The organism is Pseudomonas botevensis, assembly GCF_019145475.1.
Taxonomy (GTDB): Bacteria; Pseudomonadota; Gammaproteobacteria; order Pseudomonadales; family Pseudomonadaceae; genus Aquipseudomonas; species Aquipseudomonas botevensis.
In genome coordinates, this window is sequence record NZ_JAHTKI010000023.1 from 63,496 (window position 1) to 87,578 (window position 24,083).

General features: G+C 61.5%; 14 protein-coding genes, 2 pseudogenes and 1 riboswitch. Of the genes and pseudogenes, 7 read left to right on the top strand and 9 right to left on the bottom strand.

Annotation, left to right across the window (positions count from 1 at the left end; all coding sequences use genetic code 11):
- Positions 1–95: 95 nt before the first annotated feature.
- Both KVQ74_RS29680 and KVQ74_RS29685 read right to left on the bottom strand, forming a co-directional pair.
- A complete protein-coding gene (locus KVQ74_RS29680; RefSeq protein ID WP_404822736.1) occupies positions 96–938 on the bottom strand; it encodes a methyl-accepting chemotaxis protein in 843 nt (280 codons plus the stop codon).
- A gap of 12 nt (positions 939–950) precedes the next feature.
- Positions 951–2,297 (bottom strand): annotated as a pseudogene (locus KVQ74_RS29685) (HAMP domain-containing protein); the annotation flags it as partial.
- 204 nt (positions 2,298–2,501) lie between these two features.
- On the opposite strand from KVQ74_RS29685, the gene KVQ74_RS24025 reads away from it, so the two are divergent.
- On the top strand, positions 2,502–3,320 hold the full coding sequence (locus KVQ74_RS24025; protein ID WP_217833863.1) for a M48 family metallopeptidase: 819 nt from the start codon (positions 2,502–2,504) through the stop codon (positions 3,318–3,320).
- Between the two features lie 119 nt (positions 3,321–3,439).
- Here the strand turns inward: KVQ74_RS24025 and KVQ74_RS24030 are convergent, their stop codons facing one another.
- From KVQ74_RS24030 to KVQ74_RS24040, 3 genes are all read right to left on the bottom strand, one after another.
- The gene (locus tag KVQ74_RS24030; RefSeq protein WP_217833864.1) at positions 3,440–4,024 is read right to left on the bottom strand and encodes a TMEM165/GDT1 family protein; all 585 of its coding nucleotides are present in this window, start codon (positions 4,022–4,024) and stop codon (positions 3,440–3,442) included.
- 87 nt (positions 4,025–4,111) lie between these two features.
- Positions 4,112–4,236: riboswitch (yybP-ykoY riboswitch) on the bottom strand.
- Between the two features lie 39 nt (positions 4,237–4,275).
- Positions 4,276–5,274, bottom strand: coding sequence for a class I SAM-dependent methyltransferase (locus tag KVQ74_RS24035; RefSeq protein WP_217833865.1), 999 nt, complete (start codon positions 5,272–5,274; stop codon positions 4,276–4,278).
- A gap of 33 nt (positions 5,275–5,307) precedes the next feature.
- The gene (locus KVQ74_RS24040; RefSeq protein ID WP_217833866.1) at positions 5,308–6,273 is read right to left on the bottom strand and encodes a 2-hydroxyacid dehydrogenase; all 966 of its coding nucleotides are present in this window, start codon (positions 6,271–6,273) and stop codon (positions 5,308–5,310) included.
- 90 nt (positions 6,274–6,363) lie between these two features.
- On the opposite strand from KVQ74_RS24040, the gene KVQ74_RS24045 reads away from it, so the two are divergent.
- Entirely contained in the window at positions 6,364–6,993 is a 630-nt protein-coding gene (locus tag KVQ74_RS24045) for a LysE family translocator (protein ID WP_085700862.1), read from the top strand.
- 4 nt (positions 6,994–6,997) lie between these two features.
- Here KVQ74_RS24045 and KVQ74_RS24050 read toward each other — a convergent pair whose 3' ends face one another.
- Entirely contained in the window at positions 6,998–7,762 is a 765-nt protein-coding gene (locus KVQ74_RS24050; RefSeq protein WP_217833867.1) for an AraC family transcriptional regulator, read from the bottom strand.
- 95 nt (positions 7,763–7,857) lie between these two features.
- Here KVQ74_RS24050 and KVQ74_RS24055 point away from each other — a divergent pair, with 95 nt between their 5' ends.
- The 5 genes from KVQ74_RS24055 to KVQ74_RS24075 all read left to right on the top strand — a co-directional run bounded on the left by KVQ74_RS24055 (position 7,858) and on the right by KVQ74_RS24075 (position 17,423).
- Entirely contained in the window at positions 7,858–9,042 is a 1,185-nt protein-coding gene (locus KVQ74_RS24055; protein WP_217833868.1) for an MFS transporter, read from the top strand.
- Positions 9,043–9,188: 146 nt separating this feature from the next.
- Complete coding sequence (locus KVQ74_RS24060) at positions 9,189–10,871, top strand: fatty acid--CoA ligase (protein WP_217833869.1); 1,683 nt, start codon at positions 9,189–9,191, stop codon at positions 10,869–10,871.
- Positions 10,872–11,208: 337 nt separating this feature from the next.
- Positions 11,209–13,095 (top strand): DUF1302 domain-containing protein, encoded by a 1,887-nt coding sequence (locus KVQ74_RS24065; RefSeq protein WP_217833870.1) that lies wholly within the window; start codon positions 11,209–11,211, stop codon positions 13,093–13,095.
- A 28-nt stretch (positions 13,096–13,123) separates the two neighbouring features.
- Positions 13,124–14,488 (top strand): DUF1329 domain-containing protein, encoded by a 1,365-nt coding sequence (locus KVQ74_RS24070; protein ID WP_217833871.1) that lies wholly within the window; start codon positions 13,124–13,126, stop codon positions 14,486–14,488.
- Between the two features lie 199 nt (positions 14,489–14,687).
- Positions 14,688–17,423 (top strand): LuxR C-terminal-related transcriptional regulator, encoded by a 2,736-nt coding sequence (locus tag KVQ74_RS24075; RefSeq protein WP_217833872.1) that lies wholly within the window; start codon positions 14,688–14,690, stop codon positions 17,421–17,423.
- 103 nt (positions 17,424–17,526) lie between these two features.
- Here the strand turns inward: KVQ74_RS24075 and KVQ74_RS24080 are convergent, their stop codons facing one another.
- The 3 genes and pseudogenes from KVQ74_RS24080 to KVQ74_RS29780 all read right to left on the bottom strand — a co-directional run.
- Positions 17,527–19,302: a calcium-binding protein gene (locus KVQ74_RS24080; RefSeq protein ID WP_318837873.1), complete on the bottom strand. Its 1,776-nt coding sequence runs from the start codon at positions 19,300–19,302 to the stop codon at positions 17,527–17,529.
- 17 nt (positions 19,303–19,319) lie between these two features.
- On the bottom strand, positions 19,320–23,423 hold the full coding sequence (locus KVQ74_RS24085; protein ID WP_450091449.1) for a beta strand repeat-containing protein: 4,104 nt from the start codon (positions 23,421–23,423) through the stop codon (positions 19,320–19,322).
- Positions 23,403–24,035, bottom strand: a pseudogene (locus tag KVQ74_RS29780) (matrixin family metalloprotease); the annotation flags it as partial. The pseudogene KVQ74_RS29780 and the gene KVQ74_RS24085, both read right to left, overlap by 21 nt.
- Positions 24,036–24,083: the final 48 nt, after the last annotated feature.

Consider the following 24,083-nt stretch of genomic DNA (forward strand, 5'->3'; position numbering starts at 1 on the left):
TGGTTTTTTTCAGGTCGATGGATGACGCAAGACAACGCGGTCAGTCCCCTCTCCCTTGGGGAGAGGGCTAGGGTGAGGGGCTTTTGCTCTTGCTCTCAAACCTTGAACTGATTGATCAACCGCCGCTGCTGCTCCGCCAGTTTGGTCAGGTCCGCACTCGCCGAACTCGACTCATCCGCGCCACCCGCCACCTCGTTCGCCACCTGACCGATGTTGATCACATTACGGTTGATGTCATCGGCCACCGCGCTCTGTTCCTCGGCGGCGCTGGCGATCTGGGTGTTCATGTCGTTGATCACCGACACCGCCTGAGTAATGGTTTCCAGCGCCTCGGCAGCCTTGGCCGCGTGCTGCACGCTTTCGTCGGTGCGGTTCTGGCTGTCTTCCATGACCCGCACCACGTCGCGCGTGCCCTGTTGCAGTTGCTGGATCATGCTCTGGATTTCTTCGGTGGCCTTCTGGGTTTTCTGCGCCAGGTTGCGCACTTCATCGGCCACTACCGCGAAACCGCGACCCTGTTCACCGGCCCGGGCCGCTTCGATCGCCGCGTTCAGCGCCAGCAGGTTGGTCTGTTCGGCGATCCCGCGAATGGCGGTCAGGATCGCGTTGATGTTCTCGCTGTCCTTGGCCAGGGTCTGGACCACGTCCACGGCCTTGCTGATTTCCACTGCCAGAACGCCGATCGAGTTTGAAGTGTCGCGGACGATCTGCATGCCCTGGCTCGCCGCCTGATCCGCATGGCTGGCGGCTTGCGCGGCCTGGGTCGCGTTGCGCGCCACGTCCTGCGCAGTCGCCGTCATTTCCTGCACGGCGGTGGCGACCTGATCGATCTCGGCCATCTGTTTCTGCACGCCGATGTTGGTGCGGATCGCGATGTCGGCGGTGTGTTCCGAGGAGTCGCTGACGCTCTGCACCGACGTCACCACCTGGGTGATCATCGCCTGCAACTTGGCCAGGAAGGTGTTGAAGCCCTTGGCGATCGAACCCAGCTCATCGCTGCGGTCGCTGCTCAGGCGACGGGTCAGGTCGCCTTCGCCCTGGGCGATGTCGTCGAGCATGGTGACCATTTGTTTCAGCGGTCGGGCGATGCCGTGGCCGACCAGCCAGATCACCAGCAAGCCGAGCGCGGCGATGAGCAGGCCGACCATGGCCATGCCAAAGGTGTCGGATTTGCGTTGCGCGTCGAGGTCGCCCTGGAGCTTTTGCAGGTCGGCCATTACGGCGTTGAGCGGCAGTTGCAGCATCAGGGTCCAGCGCGCGTCGGTCTGGCCGATGCCGAACGGTAGATACAACTCGATGCGGCCCTGCTCTTTATTGACGGTGTAGGTGACTTCGCCACGCTTGAGATTGGCCATGTTGGCAATCTGCTGGGCGTCGAGGATATCGCTGACTTTTTCGCCGAATTTGCTTGGGTCCTTGGTGTAGGCGACGATCCGCCCGTTACCGCCGATCAACGCCATCTGGCCGGCGCCGCCGTAGAGTTTCTGGTTCGCGCCCAGAAGCATTTCCTGGATGAAGTTCACCGACAGGTCGGCGCCGACGATGCCCTGGAACGCGCCGTTGAGCATGATCGGTTCAATAAAGGAGGCGAGCATGACGATTTTGTCGCCGACCTTGTACGGCGCCGGATCGATCACGCAGGATTTTTTGGTTTCCTTGGAACACAGGTAGTACTCGCTGGCGCGCACGCCGGTGGACAGGACTTTCTGGTCGTCGACGTCCACCAGTTTGTCCAGGCCCAGGGTGCCGTCGTCATTGCGGAACCACCATGGCAGGAAACGCCCGTTGCTGGCGTCGATGCCGACCACTTTGGTGCCGACGTAGGCGGCGTCGTTGTGATCCAGTGCGTCCTTTTCCCAGCCGATGTAGGTGCCGAGGATTTTCGGGTTCTTCTCGACGTTTTCCTTGATCAGACTGATCAGTTGCTCGCGGCTGACGGTGAGTTTCGGCTGACCCTCGACGCCCGGTGTGCCGAGCAGGGCATTGACCCGCACCAGTCCGCCGGCAATCAGCAGTGGTGCCTCCAGCTCGCGCTGGATCTGGCTGACCTGGGTCTGCGCCAGCGATGTCAGGCGCTGCTCGATGACCTGCTCGAACTGATCCTGGGTTCGTTGCTGAACCATGTCTTGCGTGCGGGCGCCGGAGAACAGCGCATACAGCACCAGCGCGGCGACCACGCTGAGTACGATGGCGCCGGCCAGGGCGGCTACGGAAAACTGGATCGACTTGAATTTCATGAGGGCTCCGCACGCGAGAGGACGTCTGCGCTGTTGTATCGGCAGCAGGCATTGCGCCATGAGTCAGGCCGGATGCCATTGCGCAGAAATGTCGCAAATGGATCGGTGTGCGACGCAGTTGCCGCGTGGCTCGCAGGTGTCTGTGAAATTTTTCCTACAGGGTGGGCGGGCAGTTTCTGAAAGTGCGTGCAACACGTCCGTTGTATCTGGCGCGGATACATTTACCCGCCTAGGATACGCGGCAGGTTTTCAGGGAGCTTTTGAATGAACAAGACATTGGTTGTAGGTGCGCTGAGCGCAGCGCTGTTGCTGGCCGGCTGCCAGTCGGTCAACACCACCAGCGGCGGTGCCGTGGGCGTGGAACGCAAGCAGTACATGTCCAGCCTGCTGTCCTCGCAAGAGGTCGACCAGATGTACGCCCAGTCCTATCAGAAGACCGTGGGCGAGGCGTCGAGCAAGGGTGTGCTGGACAAGTCCAGCAACGAGGCCAAGCGGGTTCAGGCCATTGCCAACCGCCTGATCGCCCAGACGCCGAATTTCCGTCCGGATGCGGCGCAGTGGAAATGGGAAGTCAATCTGATCAAGAGCGATGAACTCAACGCCAACTGCGGTCCTGGCGGCAAGATCATTTTCTACACCGGGCTGATCGACAGCCTGAAACTCACCGACGATGAAATCGCTGCGGTCATGGGCCATGAAATCGCCCACGCCCTGCGCGAGCACGGTCGTGAAGCGATGTCCAAGGCCTATGGCATCGAAATGGCCAAGCAGGGCGCCGGTGCGTTGCTGGGGCTGGGCCAGGACAGCATGGCGCTGGCCGACACCGTGGCCCAATACGGCATGACGTTGCCCAACAGCCGGGCCAACGAAAACGAAGCCGACCTGATCGGCCTGGAACTGGCCGCCCGCGCCGGGTACAACCCGAATGCGGCAATCACGCTGTGGAACAAGATGAGCAAGGCTTCCGAGGGTTCGCCACCGGAATTCATGAGCACTCACCCGGCGTCGTCCAGTCGTATCGCATCGTTGGAAGCGGCAATTCCGAAGGTCATGCCGCTGTACGAAAAAGCACCGAAGTCCTGAGGGATTTTCAGCGAGGCTGATGGCCTCTTCGCGAGCAAGCCTGTTCCCCCATTGGTTAGCCGTAAATCGGTGGGGCTTGCTCGCGAAGAACGATAACGCGGTGTTACCGGGTTATCGCGTCAAACCCAGCCACTGCTCTGCATCGCCTTGTACACCGCAACAACCGCCAGAATCATGAACGCCGAAGCCGCGAGGCGACGGATCAGGGTCAGCGGCAGTTTCTCCGCCGCGAAGTTACCGGCCAGTACCACCGGAACGTTGGCAATCAGCATGCCGGCGGTGGTGCCGATGATCACCAGCCACAATTCCGGATATTGCGCGGCGAGCATCACCGTGGCGATCTGGGTCTTGTCACCGATTTCCGCGAGGAAGAACGCAATCAGCGTGGTCAGGAACGGTCCGAACTTGCGGGCGGTGCTGGCTTCGTCATCGTCCATTTTGTCCGGGACCAGGGTCCACAGCGCCGTGGCGGCGAAGCTGGCGGCGAGAATCCAGTGCAGGACCGCGTCGGAGAAGAAGCTGCCGAACCAGGCGCCGACCGCACCGGCTGCCGCGTGGTTGGCCAGGGTCGCAGCGACGATACCGGCAATGATCGGCCAGGGTTTGCGAAAGCGAGCGGCGAGAATCAGCGCGAGCAGTTGCGTCTTGTCGCCGATTTCGGCCAAGGCAACGATTGCGGTGGGAACGAGTAACGAGTCCAGCATCAGGATTTCCTAAGGGGCGGGTCGACACGGCTATGACACGTACAGCCTTCCCGCCCCGGGTAAGGTGTGCGTGTCATAGGTCTTGTCAAACCCTGCGATCCGTCTGCTGCGGACGCTTGGGTCGCATACGCCATGATCTGAGGATCAAGTATGTTGACGTATGCCGGACGAGCTTGGCGCTCGTGGGAGACTACTCCCCTAGGACGGAGCGGATTCTGCCTTCGCCAATCCGATAGAGCAAGTACAAATTTCTAGCCGCGTTTGGCCCGATAAATCCGGAAGCCATTGCCCTCGGCCTTGATCGCACACACGCCCAAGTGCTCTTCGATCAACGGCTGGTACTTCAGAAAACTGTTCGCCACCAGGCGCAGTTCGCCACCGTTTTTCAGATGTTTGGCCGCTTTTCGCAGCAAGTTCTCGGTGGCGACATAGTTGGTGTGAACGCCGGTATGGAACGGCGGATTGCTCAGAATCGCGTTCAAACCCATCGGGGCGGCATCGATCCCGTCGCCGGTCAGGACCTCGGCTTCCAGACCATTGGCAGCCAGGGTCAGGTGACTGCTGGCGGTAGCGAACGCATCGACGTCGAGCATCGTCACCTGCGTCTCGGGATAGCGACGTTTGATCGCCGCGCCCAATACACCGGCGCCACAGCCGAAATCCAGCAGATGCCCACCCGGCAGTTTGTCCAGATGCTCCAGCAGCAGGGCGCTGCCGCGATCCAGGCGACCGTGGCTGAACACGCCCGGCAGGCTGACGACCTTCAACGGGCCTTCGGCCAGCGGCAGTTCGTAGGTCTGTGCCAGGCTTTCCAGCGGTTTGGCCTGCGGTGCGTCGGCCACGGTGACTTGCCACAACTGGCAATGCCGGGCGCTGTCGAGCTTGCGCGGCTTGCCGAAGGGGTTGAGCTGTTTGGACGCGCCTTCGATGCCGCTGCGTTTTTCCCCGACCAGAAACACCTCGCGCCCGGCCAGGCGCGCGGCCACGGCGTTGAGCAGGTAATCGGTCAAGTCTTTGGATTTGGGCAGGAACACCACGGCGCTGTCGAATTCGCGCTCCGGGACATTCACGCCGAAGTGGCTGCGTCCGGCGAAACGCGCATCGAGCGCGGCTTGATCGCCGGCGTGCCAGCACCAGCCTAACGCGTTGGGCAGGCGCCCGAGCAAATCGTCGGCGGGCAAACCGGCCAACAACAGCGGCCCCTGGAATAACTCGGCCTGACGAAGCAGTACTTCACTGCGCGGATCCATAACTGCTCCCGTGAAAAAAAGTGCCGCAGTTTATCAACTGACGACCCGCAGCGCCTTACCGCTGAAGAAGGCCTGGGCGTTTTCGCGCAATTGCCCCACGATCCGTTGCCGGGCCTCGCGGCTGCCCCAGGCGTTGTGCGGAGTGACGATCAGGCGCGGGATGTCGGCGGCCAGCAGCGGATTGCCATGGTTGGGCGGCTCCACGCTCAGCACATCGGTGGCAGCGCCGCCGAGATGCCCGTTGCGCAAGGCATCGGCCAGCGCCTGTTCGTCGATCAGGCCGCCACGGGCGGTGTTGACCACCAGGGCGCCGGGTTTCATCGATGCCAGCTCGCGGGCGCCGATGAAGTGTCGGGTGTGTTCGTTGAGCGGGCAGTGCAGGGTGAGAGCGTCGATCTGTGGCAGCAGTTCCTCCAGCGGCAGACGATCCGCGCGGGCAGGGCGACCGGGAATCTGCCCCAGCAACACGCGCATCCCGAACGCTTCAGCCAGGCGCGCCACCGCGCCGCCGAGTTCGCCGTGGCCGAGCAGACCCAGGGTTTTGCCCTCCAGTTCGATGATCGGGTAGTCCAGCAGGCAGAACTGTTTCGCCTGCTGCCAGCGACCTTCGCCGACGGCTTTCTGGTAGTCGGCCAGGCGGGTGGCGAGGTTGAGCAGGAGCATGATCGTGTGCTGCGCCACCGACGGTGTGCCGTAACCCTGGCAGTTGCACACGGTGATGCCGCGTTCGCGGGCGGCGGCCAGGTCGACGTTGTTGGTGCCGGTGGCGGTGATCAGGATCAGTTGCAGATCCGGGTTGGCGGCCATGGCGGCGGCGTCGATCAGGATCTTGTTGGTGATCGCCACCGTGGCGCCTTGCAGGCGTTCGGCGACTTGTTCGGGCAAGGTCTGGGCGAACAGTTGCAGATCGCTGAAGCATTCGCGCAAGGGACTCAGGTCGAGATCTCCCAGATCCAGCGAGGGATGATCAAGAAATACGGCGCGGCGAGCGTTCGTCATCAACTGTACCTTTTGTGCTTTGAGCGGAGGGCGTACTCTGCCGAGCCTAACAGATGAAACAAATCGTTACGCCTTTGTAAGGGAGCCCTCATGTACTGGACCGAGTTCTTGACCGTTGCACTGATCCATCTGCTGGCTGTCGCCAGTCCCGGCCCGGACTTCGCCGTGGTGGTGCGCGAAAGTGTGACCCACGGTCGGCGCGCCGGCACCTGGACGGCGCTGGGTGTGGGCACGGCGATTTTCCTGCATGTCGGCTATTCGTTGCTCGGCATCGGCCTGATCGTGTCGCAGTCGATTGTGCTGTTCAATGCCTTGAAGTGGGCCGCTGCCGCCTATCTGCTGTACATCGGCTTCAAGGCCCTGCGCGCGCAACCGGCGAAAACCGTGACCGACGACTTGCACAAGGAGGCTGGCGAACGCACCGCCCGTGGCGCATTCACCTCAGGTTTCGTGACCAACGGCCTGAACCCGAAAGCGACGCTGTTCTTCCTGTCGCTGTTCACCGTGGTGATCAATCCGCACACGCCGCTGGCGGTACAGGCCGGTTACGGGATCTACCTGGCGGCGGCGACTGCCACCTGGTTCTGCCTGGTGGCGATGCTGTTCAGCCAGCAGCGCGTGCGCGCCGGTTTCGCCCGCATGGGCCACTGGTTCGACCGCACCATGGGGGCGGTACTGATCGCCATCGGGGTGAAACTCGCGTTCACCGAGATGCATTGATCGGCTAAACCAGCTCGCTGAGTTTGTTCAGGGTGTTCAGATAGTCCCGGGGATTCTCCCCGAGCAAGCGGCGAAACATCGCGCTGAACGCCCGCGCGCTGCCGTACCCCAAATCTCCCGCCACGCGCTGCACGCTGTCCCCGGCGAGCAGGCGTGGCAGGGCTTCCATCAGGCGCAGTTGCTGGCGCCAGGCATTGAAATTCATCTGCAACTGCTGCTGGAACAGTCGCGCCAGGGTGCGTGAGCTGGCGCCGACCTGCTGCGCCCAGTCTTCCAGGGTATTGGGGTGATCCGGCGTGCGCAGCAACGCCAGGCAGATGTTCTGCAAGCGCCGGTCGGTGGGCATCGGTATGTGCAGCGGCAGGTTTTCCAGGCTGGCGAGTTCTTCCAGCATCAATTGCTGGATCAGCGGATTGTCGGCGTGGGGCGGGCCTTGCACCGCACGCAGGATCAGCTCGCGCAGCAAAGGCGTCACCGCCAGCACGCAACAGTGCTGGAGGCTGGCGGGCGACAGATGCGCGGCGATGAACAGCGAACGCATCTGCACATCGCCGGACATGAAAATCTCGTGCGCCACCTCCGGTGGAATCCACACCGCGCGACTCGGCGGAATCACCCATGCCCCTTGTGCGGTGACCACCCGCATCACTCCGCTGGCGGCATACAGCAACTGCGCTTCACGGTGCAGGTGCAGCGGCTGGTGTGCGCCGTCCAGATAATCCCGAGGGTAGGCGCTCACCGGGCCGTGGTCGAAATGGCTGATCAACATGTCTGATTTGATGACTCGGATGGCAGGAATGCGCTTTTTCGCCAACTTAGCATAAGCCACTGACAACCACCGATAACTCTATAAAGCGTGCCGCGATGAACCCATCCAGAAACGTCATTCGCTACATCAACGCAGCCCATGTGATCGATCACATGTTCATGCTGATTTTTCCCGCCGCCGTGCTCGGCATGACCCAGGCCTTTGCCCTCGACTACGCCGCGCTGATCGGCCTGTCGCTGGGTGGCTTTATCGCGTTCGGCGCCTGTTCGCTGCCGGCCGGCTGGCTGGGCGATCACTGGAGCCGGCGCCGGATGATGCTGGTGTTTTTCTTCGGCATCGGCGCCTCGGCGATCTTCACCGGCCTGAGCAACAGCCCGACGATGCTGGTGATCGGCCTGACCCTGATCGGCATTTTTGCGGCGATCTATCATCCGGTAGGCACCGCGATGCTGGTGGCCTGTGCGCAGAATCGCGGGCGGGAAATCGGCATCAACGGCATGTGGGGCAACCTCGGCGTGGCGTTTTCGGCGCTGATCACCGGGTTGCTGGTGGCGCAGTTCGGCTGGCGCTCGGCGTTTCTGTTACCGGGAGCGGTGGCGATCATGCTGGGGATCGGCTTCGCCTTGCAGGTGCGCGAGGAACCCATTTCGCAACGTCCGCACACCGCGCTCAAAGGTGCCGGCGGCCAGCGGATTTCGATGGTCATGGTGTTCGCTGTGCTGGCGTTGGCCACCGCCACCGGTGGCGTGGTGTTCAACGCCACGACCATGACGTATCCGAAACTGTTCCAGGAGCGCCTGCACGATTTGTTTGCTTCGCCGCAGACCCTCGGCGTGGTGGTCAGCCTGGCCTATGCCTTCGGTGCCATCGCGCAGTTGAGCATTGGCCGGGTGTTGCACCGCGTCAGCCTGAAGTGGCCGTTCATCGCCTTGACGCTGTGCCAGGCGCCACTGCTGTTTGCGCTGGCCTACGTCGACGGCTGGGCGGTGATCGCCATCGGGGCGGCGTTCATGTTCGTGGTGTTCGGCCAGGTCACGGTGAACGATTCGATGGTCGCCAATTTCGTCGCGCCGCATTGGCAGTCGCGGGTCTTCGCGCTGCGTTACTGTTTATCGTTCGGCGCCAGTGCGACGGCGATTCCGCTGATTTCCTATGTCGAACCACGCCATGGTTTTGTGGGGCTTTACCTGATCCTGGCCGGTTTTGGCGCTTTGACTTTCCTTGCTGCGGTGGTTTTCCCACGCACGCCTTCTGAAGCGGCTGTAGGGCAAACCGCCTGAACGACGATGAATCCCGGCAGATGCTGGCGCAAAGCTAGCATTTGTCCGGCTCTGCAAATCATTCCTTTGGCTGATTTAGCTGTCACGTAACGGTTTTAGAGTACGAATCTGTTCATCAAAACCGTGCAGTCAGAAAAGGGACTCTTATGTTGCAGACTCGCGTTATTCCGCCCGCCGAAGGGGCCTACCAGTACCCATTGCTGATTAAACGGCTGCTGATGTCCGGTGCCCGTTACGAGAAAACCCGCGAGATCATCTACCGTGACCAGTTGCGTTACAGCTATCCGACCCTGATCGAACGGGTGGCGCGGCTGGCCAACGTGCTGACGGCGGCCGGGGTCAAGCCCGGTGATACCGTGGCGGTGATGGACTGGGACAGCCATCGTTACCTGGAGTGCATGTTTGCCATCCCGATGATTGGCGCGGTGATTCATACCATCAACGTGCGCCTGTCGCCGGAGCAGATTCTCTACACCATGAACCACGCCGAGGACCGCTTCGTGCTGGTCAACAGCGAGTTCGTGGGCTTGTACCAGGCCATCGCGCCGCACCTGACCACGGTCGACAAAACCCTGCTGCTGACCGATCTGCCGGAAAAAACCGCCGACCTGCCGAATCTGCTCGGCGAGTACGAGCAACTGCTGGCCGCCGCCAGCCCGCAGTACGACTTTGAGGATTTCGACGAAAACTCGGTCGCGACCACGTTCTACACCACGGGCACCACCGGCAATCCGAAAGGGGTGTACTTCACCCATCGGCAACTGGTGCTGCACACCATGGGCGTGTCGACCATCATGGGCGCCATCGACAGCGTGCGGCTGCTGGGCACCAACGATGTGTACATGCCGATCACCCCGATGTTCCACGTACACGCCTGGGGCCTGCCGTATGTGGCGACCATGCTGGGTCTCAAACAGGTTTATCCGGGGCGTTACGATCCGGAGTTTCTGGTCGAGCTGTGGCGCAAGGAAAAGGTCACGTTCTCCCATTGCGTGCCGACCATCCTGCAAATGCTGCTCAACGCCAAGGGGGCGCAAAGCACCGATTTCGGCGGCTGGAAGATAGTCATCGGCGGCAGTGCGCTCAACCGCACACTCTATGAAACCGCCAAGAGCAAAGGCATTCAGCTGACCGCCGCCTATGGCATGTCGGAAACCGGGCCGCTGGTGTCCTGCGCGCACCTGAACGACGAACTGATGGCGGGCAGCGAAGACGAGCGCACCACCTACCGGATCAAGGCCGGGGTGCCGGGACCGCTGGTGGAGGCGGCGATCGTCGACGGCGAAGGCAACTTCCTCCCGGCCGACGGCGATACCCAGGGCGAACTGGTGCTGCGTGCGCCGTGGCTGACCGAAGGCTATTTCAACGAACCGCAGAAGGGCGCCGAGCTGTGGGCCGGCGGCTGGTTGCACACCGGTGACGTCGCGACCCTCGACAGCATGGGCGTGATCGATATCCGCGACCGTATCAAGGACGTGATCAAGACCGGCGGCGAATGGATTTCCTCGCTGGATCTCGAAGACCTCATCAGTCGTCACGTTGCGGTACGTGAAGTAGCAGTGGTGGGTATCCCTGATCCGCAGTGGGGCGAGCGGCCGTTCGCCTTGCTGGTGATCCGCGAAGGGCACGCCATCGGGGCGCGGGAACTCAAGGAACACCTCAAGCCGTTCGTGGAACTGGGGCACCTGAGCAAGTGGGCGATTCCGAGTCAGATCGCCCTTGTTACGGAAATTCCCAAGACCAGTGTCGGCAAGCTCGACAAGAAGCGCATCCGCCTCGACATCAGCGAATGGCAGACCAATAACAGCACCTTCCTCTCGACCCTCTGAACCTCCCCTGGCGCGCCGAAAACGGCGCGCCAGACCCGCCCAAGCAAGCGCTTGGCTTGTGAAATCCGAATTTTCAGCCATTCTTGCCGTGCCGACGTGTGTCGGACTGGCGAAAGGACTGTTCCAGAGTGGTCGGCAGCGCAAATCACACTTTAGAGGGATCAAGCACTACCACCTGCTGGCTATAGTCCGCTCAAGGATTTTTAAGAACGGGGCAAACGCACAAAACGGGGCGATGCAACATTGAAGCGATTTCGGGCGACCCTTGGCTCCCGGTCCTTCAGGCGTTTTTAAAAGTACTCACTGCCATAACAATAATGCACATGGAGTAGCGTCGATGACCTCAGTAAATCAGTTCTGGCGCCGGGCTAAACTGCCTCTGGCCGTCAGTCTTGCTTCTTCGCTCGCCGGGCCGGCATTCGGCGTCAGTTTCAACGTCGGTGAAATCGAAGGCCAGTTCGACTCATCCCTGTCGATTGGCGCCAGTTGGTCTACCCAGCAACCGAACAAGAACCTCATCGGCGTCAACAACGGTGGCAAGGGGCTGTCCCAGACCTCCGATGACGGTCACGCCAACTTCAAGAGCGGCGAGACCTTCTCCAAGATCTTCAAGGGTATCCATGACCTTGAACTGAAATACGGCGACACCGGCGTGTTCGTCCGTGGCAAATACTGGTACGACTTCGAGCTCAAGGATGAAAGCCGCGAGTTCAAGGACATCAGCGACCACAACCGCAAGGAAGGCGCCAAGTCCTCCGGCGGCCAGATCCTCGACGCCTTCGTCTACCACAACTACTCGATTGCCGATCAGCCGGGTTCCGTGCGTCTGGGCAAGCAGGTGGTGAGCTGGGGTGAAAGTACCTTCATCGGCGGCGGCATCAACTCGATCAACCCGATCGACGTGTCCGCGTTCCGTCGTCCCGGCGCCGAAGTCAAGGAAGGCCTGATTCCGGTCAACATGTTCTACGTGTCCCAGAGCCTCACCGACAACCTGTCGGCCGAAGCCTTCTATCAGCTCGAGTGGGACCAGACTGTCGTCGACAACTGCGGCACCTTCTTCTCCCAGCCGGACATCATTGCCGACGGCTGCACCGACAACCTGCGCGTGCTGAACAAGCGTTCGCAGATCCCTGCCGTCGCCCTGGGGCCATTGGCCGCCGCCGGTGTCGACGTCAACGAGGAAGGCGTGCTGGTGCGCCGGGCCGGCGACCGCGATGCCCGTGACAGCGGCCAGTGGGGTGCGTCGTTCAAGTACATGTTCGACCCGCTCGATACCGAGTTCGGTGCCTACTTCATGAACTACCACAGCCGTGCGCCGATCTTCAGCGCCACGGGTGCGCCGCAGTCGGTGTACAACGGTGTGGCGGCACTGCCGGCGGCATTCCGCGCGCTGGGGCCGCTGGTGGTCGCGGGCAGCTCGAAATACTTCGTCGAATACCCTGAAGACATCCGTCTCTATGGCCTGAGCTTCTCCACCACCCTGCCTACCGGTACGGCGTGGAGCGGTGAAATCAGCTACCGGCCGAACGCTCCGGTACAACTGAACTCCACCGACATCCTGTTTGCCGGTGTGCGTCCTCTGGGCGGCTCCCTGGCCAACGCCTCGCTGCTCAACGGCGTGCCGGGCCAGGATCTGCACGGCTATCGCCGCAAGGAAATCACCCAGTTCCAGACCACCCTGACGCACTTCTTCGATCAGGTCATGGGTGCCAGCCGTCTGACCCTGGTGGGCGAAGTGGGCGTGACCCACGTCGGCGGCCTGGAAAGCAGCTCCGACGTACGTTATGGCCGCGATCCGGTCTACGGTCCGGGCGAACTGCCGGCCACCGGTGGCGCCAACACTTGCGTGGCGCTCAATACCAGCACCATCAACGGTGCCGGTCCGGGCACACCGACCAACAACCGCAGCCGCAATTGCAACGATGACGGTTTCACCACGGCGACTTCGTGGGGCTATCGCGGTCGGGCGATCTGGGAATACAACGACGTGTTCGCCGGTGTGAACCTCAAGCCGAACGTGGCCTGGTCCCATGACGTCAGCGGTTACTCGCCAGGCCCTGGCGGCAACTTCGAGGAAGGTCGCAAGGCGGTGAGCCTGGGTGTCGATGCCGAGTACCAGAACACCTACACCGCGAGCCTGGCCTACACCAACTTCTTCGACGGCAAGTACACCACTGTTGATGACCGCGACTTCGTTGCACTCAGCTTCGGCGTGAACTTCTAAGCACTGCATTTTCAGGACGAGCGAATTTATGAAAATAACAAAGAGTCTGTTCCACGCCGGTGTTCTGGGCCTGTCGCTGCTGGCGACCGGCGTCATGGCGGCGGTGCCTGCCGCCGAAGCGGACAAACTGGGCAAGAGCCTGACCCCGATGGGCGCCGAGATGGCCGGCAACGCCGATGGCTCGATTCCGGCCTGGAAACCGATGGCGAAAAATGCCGGCACCGTCGACAGCAAGGGTTTCCTGTCCGATCCGTATGCCAGTGAAAAGCCGCTGTTCACCATCACCAAACAGAACGTCGACCAGTACAAGGACAAGCTCTCGCCGGGCCAGTACGCGATGTTCCAGCGCTACCCGGACACCTTCAAGATGCCGGTCTACCCGTCCCATCGCGGCGCGACCGTGCCGGATGACGTGTTTGCCGCGATCAAGAAGAACGCGGTCAATACCACGCTGGTGTCTGGCGGCAACGGTCTGGAAAAATTCGATACCGCTGTGCCTTTCCCGATTCCGAAAAGTGGCCTGGAGGTGATCTGGAACCACATCACCCGTTATCGCGGCGGCAGCGTGACCCGACTGGTAACCCAGGCCACACCGCAACCCAATGGCTCGTTCAGCCTGGTGTACTTCCAGGATCAGTTCGTGTTCCGCGACAAGATGAAGGACTACGATCCGGCGAACCCGGGCAACATCCTGTTTTACTTCAAGCAAAAAGTGACTGCGCCGGCGCGTCTGGCCGGTACGGTGCTGCTGGTTCACGAAACCCTCGATCAGGTGAAGGAACCGCGTGCGGCGTGGATCTACAACGCCGGTCAGCGTCGCGTGCGTCGTGCGCCTCAAGTGTCGTATGACGGCCCGGGCACCGCGGCGGATGGTCTGCGTACCTCGGACAACCTCGATATGTACAACGGCGCGCCAGATCGCTACGACTGGAAGCTCGAAGGCAAGAAAGAGATGTACATCGCCTCCGACAGCTACAAACTCGACGATCCGAAACTCAAGTACGCCGATATCCTCAAGGCGGGTCATATCAATCAGGACCTGACCCGTTACGAGCTGCGTCGCGTGTGGCATGTGGTCGCCACCCTGAAAGAAGGCCAGCGCCACATCTACGCCAAGCGTGACTTCTACATCGATGAAGACACCTGGCAAGCCGCGGTGATCGACCACTACGACGGTCGTAATCAACTCTGGCGTGTGGCGGAAGCCCACTCTCAGGATTACTACAACGTGCAAGTGCCGTGGTACACCCTTGAAACCCTCTACGACCTGCAGTCGGGTCGTTACCTGGCCCTGGGCATGAAGAACGAAGAGAAGTCGGCGTATGACTTCGGCTTCACGGCCACTACCAGTGACTTCACCCCGGCCGCCCTGCGTCAGGATGGTGTCCGCTAAACCGTTGTAAAAACGAGGCCGCATCCTCGTGAAAACGCCCCGACTGGTTCGGGGCGTTTTTTTTCCGGGACTTTTCCGTCATCCACGCACGTAGTCTTTTTGTAGCCATTTGTAGCAGCAACCTTCATAACCGGTTCGTTTAAGGCTAGTCTGCGGACATCTGCAACGCCGCCAACAGCAATTCAAACAAGAGCCGGCCATGACTGATCTGTCCCCACTTCCGGGTCCCGCAAGCGTTGCCGTCGCGGCACTGGACGGACGTTTCTTCCGTCCACCGTTGCCCGAGGGCTACGTGCTACGACCGCGTCTGTGTGAACGCCTGAGTGCCGGGCTTGGCGGACGCCTGCTGCTGGTCAGCGCGCCGGCCGGGTTTGGCAAGAGTTCGCTGGCGGTGGAGTTCTGTCAGAGCCTGCCGGCGCACTGGCAAAGCCTGTGGCTGGGGCTCAGCGCCCGAGACAGCGATCCGGGGCGGTTCCTCGAGCGCTTGCTCGAAGGGTTGCAGGATTACTTCCCGCAACTGGGCAGCCGCGCGCTCGGGCTGTTGAAGATGCGTCAGCGGCATCAGCCGTTCGCCTTCGAAGAGTGGCTCGACGGCCTGCTCGACGAACTGGCGCTGCAGCTTGATCCGAAGGCGCCGCTGCTGCTGGTACTCGACGACTACCATCTCGCTCAGGGACCGGTGCTTGACCGTTGCCTGCAATTTTTCCTCAATCATTTGCCCGATGGCCTGGTGGTCATGGTCACCAGCCGCCAGCGTCCTGACTGGCATCTGGCGCGTCTGCGGCTGTCGCGCCAACTGCTGGAACTGAATGAACAGGACCTGCGGCTGACCTACGATGAGGCCATGACCCTGCTCGACCGCCATAGCAGTTCACTGCGCGGCGAGGCCCTGGAAAGCCTGATCCAGCGGAGTGAAGGCTGGGTCGCCGGGTTGCGCTTCTGGCTGCTGGCGGTTGCCGAGGCCGGCAGCGATGCTTTGTTGCCGCAAGCGCTGAACGGCGGGGAAGGGCTGATTCGCGACTATCTGCTGGAAGAGGTCATCGATTGTCTGCCCGGCGAGGTTCAGGCATTCCTTTATGAAACCGCGCCGCAGGAGCGCTTTTGCAGCGAACTGTGCGACGCCGTGCGCGAAGCCCATGACAGCGCCGAGATTCTGCGTTTTCTGCTGGCGCATCAGGTGTTTCTGGTGCCGCTGGACGAACACGGGCACTGGTATCGCTACCACCATTTGTTCTCCGATCTGCTGCGCAGCCGGCCCATGACCCAGGCCATGGTGCCGGCTGCGACGCTGCATCTGCGCGCCTGTCGCTGGTTCAACGCCCAGGGGCTGCTCGACGAAGCGGTGGAGCAGGCGTTGCGCGCCGGCCACCTCGATGTGGCAGCGAATCTGGTGCAGAACCTGTCCGAGGAACAGCTGCTGGCCGAGCAGAACGTCGGCATGCTGCTGCGCTGGAAAATGGACTTGCCCGACAGCCTGCTGATCAGCACGCCACGGCTGATTGTGCTGTACAGCTGGGCACTGGGGCTGGCCTGTCAGCTCGACGCGGCCGAAGAGTTGTCCAGTCATTTGAGCCGTTTCTTGCCAGCGCCCTCGGCAACCGCGCAGAAATCGATGCTGGCGCAATGGCTGGCGCTGAGCGGGATCATCGCCCGGGGGCGCGGCCATCGTGAACTAACGCTGAGGTATTGCACCGAAGCACTGGAGAGCCTGCCGGCCAAGCGTTACGGCCAGCGGCTGATGTGTCTGTCGACCCTGTCCAATCTGGCGATCGCCGACGGCGATCTGTGGCGCGCACGGGGCTTGAACCGCGAGTCGCTGGAGCTGGCGCAGCGGGTCGGCAATCCTCTGTTCGAGGCGCTGGCCCACTACGACCGCGCCCGGGTATTGCAGGCGCGGGGCGAGATCGTGCGGGCGCTGGATGAAGTTCATCAGGGTCTGGAGCGTCTGCGCGGGCTGTCGCCGCAACGCTTGTATGCGGTGCGTGCGCGTCTGACGCTGTATGAAGGTTTTCTGTTGGCGATGCGCCTGCAACCGCAGGCGGCACGTTCACGATTGCAGGCCGGTCTGAGCGAGGCGCGAGCCTGCCGCGACATCAGCGTGCTGATCGGTCATTGCGTGATTGCCCGGCTGGATGGCAACAGCGGTGAATTCGCCAAGGCCTTCGCCGAACTGGCCGAAGCCGAGCGCTTGATGCATATCTGGGATGTGCCGCCGATCTACTACCTGGCGATGATTACCCTGGTCAAATGCGAACTGTGGTTGACTCAGGGGCGCACGGATCTGGCCGAGGCCTGGCTGGCACGACTGGGGCAGACCTATACCGGTGAACGCGCGGCGGCACCGCCGGAGTTTCACCCGCAATTGCCGCTGCATGTCGAATTGCAGCAGGCGTTGCTCGACGTGATCCAGGGACAACCGATGCTCGCCGAAGGGCGGTTGAATGTGTTGCATGAAAACGGACAGCAGACCGGTCGCCAATTGCTGAGCGTGATGGCGTTGACGCAAAAGGTTGCCTTGCTGCTGGCGAGCGGTCGCGAACCGGAGGCTCGCAAAGCGTTGGTCGAGGCACTGGACGCGGCGGCTGGCGGTGTGTTGCAACCGTTCGACAGATTGGTCAAAGACAACCCGGACTGGTTGCGCGGGCAGCTGCAACTGACGGCGTCCAGTCCCGTCAATCAGCAATTGCTGGAGCACTTTCCTGTTTCCACCGCACGTCCTGCGCTGGAATGCGCGACGGCCGAACAGCTCAGCAGCCGGGAGCTGGCGGTACTGCGCCTGATCGCCCAAGGTTGTTCGAATCAGGAAATCAGCGAGCAACTGTTCATCTCGCTGCACACCGTGAAGACCCATGCCAGCCATATCAACAGCAAGCTGGGCGTGGAACGGCGCACACAGGCCGTGGCACGCGCCAAGGAGCTGGGCGTCCTGAGTTGACCGCCACAAAATGACAGCCCAAAAAAACGCCCCGAACCAGTCGGGGCGTTGTTGTTTTCAGTCCCGGCCATTGGCAGGCCGGGTTGAAAGCGTGAGGCGAGCGTCAGGCCACCAGATCGTTGGCGCTGAAACTGTTCACACCCACCAGCTGGATTTCGAAGTCTGCACCGGCGTTACCGCTGACGTTGCCCGACAGAACGTGGTCGACGAAACGCAGTTGGCCTGCGCCGGTGAAGTCGGCTGCGCCAATGAAGGAGAAACCGTTGACGCCGGAGGTCAGCAGGTTGGCATCAAACTTGGTCAGATCGATCTTGTCGCCTTGTGCACTGTTGAAGTCAGTAATCACGTCACGCAGATTGCCCACGCCTGACTCGTTCCAGGCACCGAGCACGAACACATCGGCACCATTGCCACCGGTCAGGGTGTCAGCGCCGAGGCCGCCGGTGAGGATGTTGTTGCCGCTGTTACCGATCAGTACGTTGTTGCCGTCGTTGCCGGTGCCGTTGAGGTTGCTGCTGCCGGCGAGGGTCAGGTTCTCGATATCACTGCCGAGGGTGTAGTTGATTGACGAGATGACCAGGTCGACATCGCTCGGACGGGTCCCAATATCCAGGTCCATGACAATGTCAAAGACGTCATCCACGTAGTAGGTGTCCGAACCCGCGCCGCCATTCATGTAGTCGCCATCCAGGCCGCCGTCGAGGATGTCGTCCCCGGCTCCACCTGTGAGGGTGTTCCAGCCGCTGTTGCCGATCAGCACGTTGTTCAGCTCGTTGCCGGTGCCTTTGATGTTGTCAGTGCCGGTGAGAACCAGGTTCTCCAGGTTGGCGCCCAAGGTCCAACTGATGGAGGAGCGCACGGTGTCGATTTCACTGGCCAGGGTGCTGGTTTCACTGATGATGTCGCCGACGTTGTCGACCACATAAGTGTCGTTGCCCAGGCCGCCCATCAGCGTGTCGGCACCCAGACCACCGTCGAGGTAGTTGTCGCCAGCGTTGCCGGTCATGCGGTTGGCGACGTTGCTGCCGATGCCGCGCAGATTGGCGGTACCGAGGAACAGCAGGTTTTCGACATTGCCGCCGAGGGTGTAGTCGATGGACGAGAACACGCGGTCGTAGGCGGTCGGTGAGTCGTCGGTCTCGATGATCACGTCGCCGACGTTGTCGACGTAGTAGGTGTCGACCCCGGCGCCACCAATCATGATGTCGGCCCCCAGGCCTCCATCGATCGTGTCGTCACCGGCACCCCCGTCAAGCGTGTTGTTGCCGCTGTTGCCGACCAGCGTGTTGTTCAGGCTGTTGCCGGTACCGCTGAGATTGCTGCTACCGGCCAGGAACAGGTTTTCCAGGTTGGCGCCCAGGGTCCAGTTGAGCGAAGCCCAGACGCTGTCGATCTCGTTGGCCAGGGTGCTGGTTTCGCTGATGGTGTCGCCGATGTTGTCGACCACGTAAGTGTCGTTGCCCAGACCACCGATCAAGGTATCGGCCCCCAGACCACCATCGAGGTAGTTGTCGCCAGCGTTGCCGGTCATGCGGTTGGCGACATCGCTGCCGATGCCGCGCAGATTGGCGCTGCCGACGAACAGCAGGTTCTCGACGTTGGCGCCGAGGGTGTAATCGATGGAGGAGAACACCCGGTCGTAGGCGGTTGGCGAGGCATCGGTCTCGATGATCACGTCGCCGACGTTGTCGACGTAGTAGGTGTCGACGCCGGCACCGCCGATCATGATGTCGGCCCCTGCGCCGCCATTGAGGGTGTTGTCGCCGTCGTTGCCGGTCAGGGTGTTGTTCAGCTCGTTGCCGGTGCCGTTGATTGCGCTGCCGGTCAGGATGAGGTTTTCCAGGTTGGCACCCAGGGTCCAGTCCAGTGAAGAGCGCACGGTGTCGATCTCGTTGGTCAGGGTGGGTCAGGCTGTTGGTTGCCGGTCAGGCTGTTGTTCAGCTCGTTGCCGCTGCCGTTGAGGTTGGCCGTGCCGGTGAGAACCAGGTTCTCCAGGTTGGCACCCAGGGTCCAGTTGAGTGAGGAGCGCACGGTGTCGATTTCGGAGGCCAGGGTGCTGGTTTCACTGACGGTGTCACCGATGTTGTCGACCACGTAAGTGTCGTTGCCCAGACCGCCCATCAGGGTATCGGCCCCCAGACCACCGTCGAGGTAGTTATCGCCGGAGTTGCCGGTCATGCGGTTGGCGACATCGCTGCCGATGCCGCGCAGATTGGCGGTGCCGACGAACAGCAGGTTCTCGACGTTGCCGCCCAGGGTGTAGTCGATGGACGAGAACACGCGGTCGTAGGCGGTTGGCGAGTCGTCGGTCTCGATGATCACGTCACCGACATTGTCGACGTAGTAGGTGTCGACACCGGCACCGCCGATCATGATGTCGGCCCCCGCGCCGCCATTGAGAGTGTTGTCGCCGTCGTTGCCGGTCAGGGTGTTGTTCAGCTCGTTGCCGGTGCCGTTGATTGCACTGCCGGTCAGGATGAGGTTTTCCAGATTGGCGCTCAGAGTCCAGTCCACCGACGCGCGGACGGTGTCGATCTCATTGGCCAAGGTACTGGTTTCGCTGATCGTGTCGCCGAGGTTGTCGACGATGTAGGTATCGTTGCCCAGACCGCCGGCCATGGTGTCGGCCCCCAGGCCGCCATCGAGGATGTTGTTGCCGCTGTTGCCGACCAGCATGTTGTTCAGGCTGTTGCCGGTGCCGTTGAGGTTGCCGGTTCCGGCCAGGAACAGGTTTTCCAGGTTGGCGCCCAGGGTCCAGTNCAGGGTGCTGGTTTCGCTGATGGTGTCGCCGATGTTGTCGACGATATAGGTGTCGTTGCCCAGACCGCCCATCAGGGTATCGGCACCCAGACCACCGTCGAGAATGTTGTCGCCAGCGTTGCCGGTCATGCGGTTGGCGACATCGCTGCCGGTGCCGCGCAGGTTGGCGCTGCCGACGAACAGCAGGTTCTCGACGTTGGCGCCGAGGGTGTAATCGATGGAGGAGAACACCCGGTCGTAGGCGGTTGGCGAGGCATCGGTCTCGATGATCACGTCGCCGACGTTGTCGACGTAGTAGGTGTCGACGCCGGCACCGCCGATCATGATGTCGGCCCCCGCGCCGCCATTGAGGGTGTTGTCGCCGTCGTTGCCGGTCAGGGTGTTGTTCAGCTCGTTGCCGGTGCCGTTGATTGCGCTGCCGGTCAGGATGAGGTTTTCCAGGTTGGCGCCCAGGGTCCAGTCCAGTGAAGAGCGCACGGTGTCGATCTCGTTGGTCAGGGTGCTGGTTTCGCTGATGGTGTCGCCGAGGTTGTCGACGATGTAGGTGTCGTTGCCCAGGCCACCGACCATGGTGTCGGCCCCCAGGCCGCCATCGAGGATGTTGTTGCCGGCGTTGCCGGTCAGCATGTTGTTCAGGCTGTTGCCGGTGCCGTTGAGGTTGTCGTTGCCGGCCAGGAACAGGTACTCCAGGTTGGCGCCCAGGGTCCAGTTGAGCGAAGCCCAGACGGTGTCGACTTCGTAGCTCAGAGGGCCGGTTTCACTGATGATGTCGCCGACATTGTCGACGATGTAGGTGTCGTAGCCTGCGCCGCCGATCAGGGTGTCGGCGCCCAGTCCGCCGTTCAGCGTGTCGTTGCCGGCACCGCCGTCGAGGATGTTGTTGCCACTGTTGCCGGTCAGGCTGTTGTTCAGCTCGTTGCCGCTGCCGTTGAGGTTGGCCGTACCGGCCAGGTTCAGGTTTTCCACGTTGGCGCCGAGCGTCCAGTTGACCGACGACCAGACAGTGTCGATCTCAGAGGCCAGGGTGCTGGTTTCGCTGACGGTGTCGCCGACGTTGTCGACGATATAGGTGTCGTTGCCCAGCCCACCCATCAGGGTATCGGCACCCAGCCCCCCGTCGAGGATGTTGTCGCCGGAGTTGCCGGTCATGCGGTTGGCGACATCGCTGCCGGTGCCGCGCAGATTGGCGGTGCCGACGAACAGCAGGTTCTCGACGTTGCCGCCCAGAGTGTAGTCGATGGACGAGAACACGCGGTCGTAGGCGGTTGGCGAGGCATCGGTCTCGATGATCACGTCGCCGACGTTGTCGACATAGTAGGTGTCGACACCATCGCCACCGATCATGGTATCGGCACCGACGCCGCCGTTCAGCGTGTTGTCGCCGCTGTTTCCGGTCAGTACGTTGTCGAGTTCGTTGCCGTAGAGGGACAGCGCCGCGTTGCCCATCAACTGGCCGTCTTCGACGTTGGCGGACAGGACGAAAGAGTTCCAGGCCAGCACCCGGTCATGACCTTCGTTGGCCTGTTCGATGATCTGGTCGCCGATCTCGTCAATGACGTAAGTGTCGTCACCGGTGAGGCCGACCAAGGTGTCTACCCCGCCGGCACCGTCCAGGATGTTGTTGCCGATGTTGCCGGTAATGCGGTTGGCGCTGGAGTTGCCGGTGCCGTTGAGGTTATCCGCGCCGGTCAGGGTCAATGCTTCGATATTGATATCGATAACGTAATTGACAGAGGCGTAGACCTGGTCGTAATCGTTGGTCCAGGTTTCGACAATGACGTCACTGGCGTTGTCGACGATGTACACGTCATTGCCAGTGCCGCCGCTCATCACGTCGGCGCCGAGCCCACCATTGATGACGTTGTCGCCGGAGTTGCCGGTCAGCACGTTGGCCAACTCGTTGCCATCGAGGTTCAGCGCTGCAGTGCCGAGCAGCTCACCGTCTTCGATGTTGGCGCCGAGGGTATAGTTGATGGATGTGCGAACCAGGTCACGCCCTTCGTTGGCCTGTTCGATCACAGTGTCTTGCAGCGTGTCGATGACGTAGATGTCGTTGCCCGTACCACCGATCAGGGTGTCCGCACCGGCACCGCCATCAAGCATGTCGTTGCCGGCACCGCCCTGCAGGTTGTTGGCGAAGGCATTGCCGACCAGATAGTTGTCCTGGCTGTTGCCCAGTACATCGAAGGCGCCCACACCGTTGAGGGTGACGTTTTCGAAGTTGTTCAGCGCGCTGCTGTTCAAATCGATGAGGGTGTTGCTCTGCACGCCATACGTGAGAATCAGGGTGTCGCTGCCCTGATTGGCGTCTTCTTTTACCAGGTTCAACTCACCCACTTGATCAATGACGTAGGCATCGTTGCCGGCGCCGCCGATCATGGTGTCCAGGCCGCCCTGGCCGTCGAGGACGTTGTTGGCGGCGTTGCCGGTCAGCACGTTGTCCTGGCTGTTACCGACACCATTGATGTTGCCGCTGCCAACAAGTTCGAGGTTTTCCAGGTTGTCTCCCAGCGTCCAGCTCACCGAGGCGCGCACGGTGTCAATCTCGCTGGCCAGGGTGCTGGTCTCGCGGATGACATCGCCTGCGTTGTCGACCGCGTAGATGTCATTACCGGCGCCGCCAATCAAAGTATCGGCACCGCCGTAACCGTCGAGCAGGTTATCGCCGGCGTTACCGGTGATGACGTTGTTCGAATCGTTGCCATACGCATTGATATTGGCGTTGGTCAGCAGCGTGAGATTTTCCACGTTCGCATACAGATACAGGCTGTAGCTGGTCGTGGAATAGACCGAGTCGACTTCGCTGGCCGAGGTGCCTGTTTCGATGACCTGGTCATCCCGGTTGTCGACGTAAAAGGTGTCGTTGCCGGCACCGCCGTACATGATGTCGGCGCCTGTGCCGCCATTGAGGACGTTGTCCAGGGCATTGCCGCGCAGGATATCGTTGTAGTTCGAGCCAGTGGCGTTTTCGATCTTGGCGCCGTAGGCGATACCCAGCCCTCGAGTGAAGACGCTGTTACTGGTGAGGTTGGGCAGGCCGATGCTGCTGTAGCTGCCTTCGTTCAGGTTGATATCGACCTTGGCAGCCTGATTGCTCGCATCGATCGTATCGTTGCCGCCGGCATCCCAGATGGTTTCGAACACCGGCGCGTAGGCGTTCCAGCTGTAGATGTTGTCGCCGGTCTGCCAATTCATGTTGGCGCCATACAGCGCCTGGATGGCGAGGATATCCAGCACCATCGGAGTCATCGGTTGATACGAATAATCGTTGTGGTAACTCATGACCGTGAACTGAACGTCGTCCAGGGCCGGATCGAGAATCGTCGGGTTCGCACCGCTGGCGGAAAACGGGTGCTTGAGGCCCAGGGCATGACCGATTTCGTGGATGAAGGTCATGTAGTCATAGGTACCCTTGGTAGGGTACTGAACGGTCGGGTCACCGATCCAGACGTCGCCCCCGCGTGGCACATTGGAAGGTGTATACGCCCAGGCTGCCGCTTCGTTGCCCATCAGCGCGTAGCCGCCGAAACGCAGGTCGCCGACGTTGGAAATGTCGTCTGAGGTCTGGGTGAAGGTGATGTTGGCGACTGCGCTCCAGGTGGCGAGCGCGTTGATGATGCCGGCCTTCTGACCGTCGGACAGCGCGTAAATGGCTTTGTATTCGTTGTCGGCGCTGTAGTTGGTCGCGAAATACGAGGTGTTCGGCTCGATAAAACTGTAGGTCAGTTTGGTCGGCCCATCGAAAGGCCAGTTCACGCCTGCCCAATAGGACCCTGAAAGCAAGCTGTCGAGCGCGTTCACGCCTGTCAGATTGGAAGGGAGACTTGTAGTACTACCAGTTGGACTAGGCATGCGTTATTCCTGAGTGCGCTGCGGCCCTTCCCGAATGCGACCGCTACA